This window comes from Pseudomonas sp. ES4 (genome assembly GCF_050586665.1).
GTDB classification, from domain to species: domain Bacteria; phylum Pseudomonadota; class Gammaproteobacteria; order Pseudomonadales; family Pseudomonadaceae; genus Aquipseudomonas; species Aquipseudomonas frederiksbergensis.
In genome coordinates, this window is the sequence record NZ_JBOBDO010000069.1 from 1 (window position 1) to 300 (window position 300).

General features: G+C 61.0%; 1 protein-coding gene. It reads left to right on the plus strand.

Annotated elements, in window-relative coordinates; all coding sequences use genetic code 11:
• A partial coding sequence (locus tag ACQ4OB_RS27870) for a DUF5801 repeats-in-toxin domain-containing protein (protein ID WP_430956874.1) occupies positions 1–300 on the plus strand: 300 nt, incomplete at both ends.

Below are 300 nucleotides of genomic sequence, written 5' to 3' on the forward strand. Positions count from 1 at the left end.
ACATCCCGACACCACCAATCCCGATGATTCGAAAACGCTGACCGCTGACAATCTGGTAACGCTGACGGCAACCAAGACCGATGGCGACGGTGACAGTGCCCAGGCGACCCTCAACATCGGGCAGAACCTGGTGTTCAAGGACGATGGGCCGAGCATCAGCACCACCGGCACCGAGCCGACGTTGACAGTGGACGAGACGGTACTGGCAACCAACGCCACCCAGAACTTTGCCGCCAACTTCAGTTCAGCGTTTGGCGCTGATGGCGCGGGCACACTGACCTATGCGCTGGCCGTGGTGGC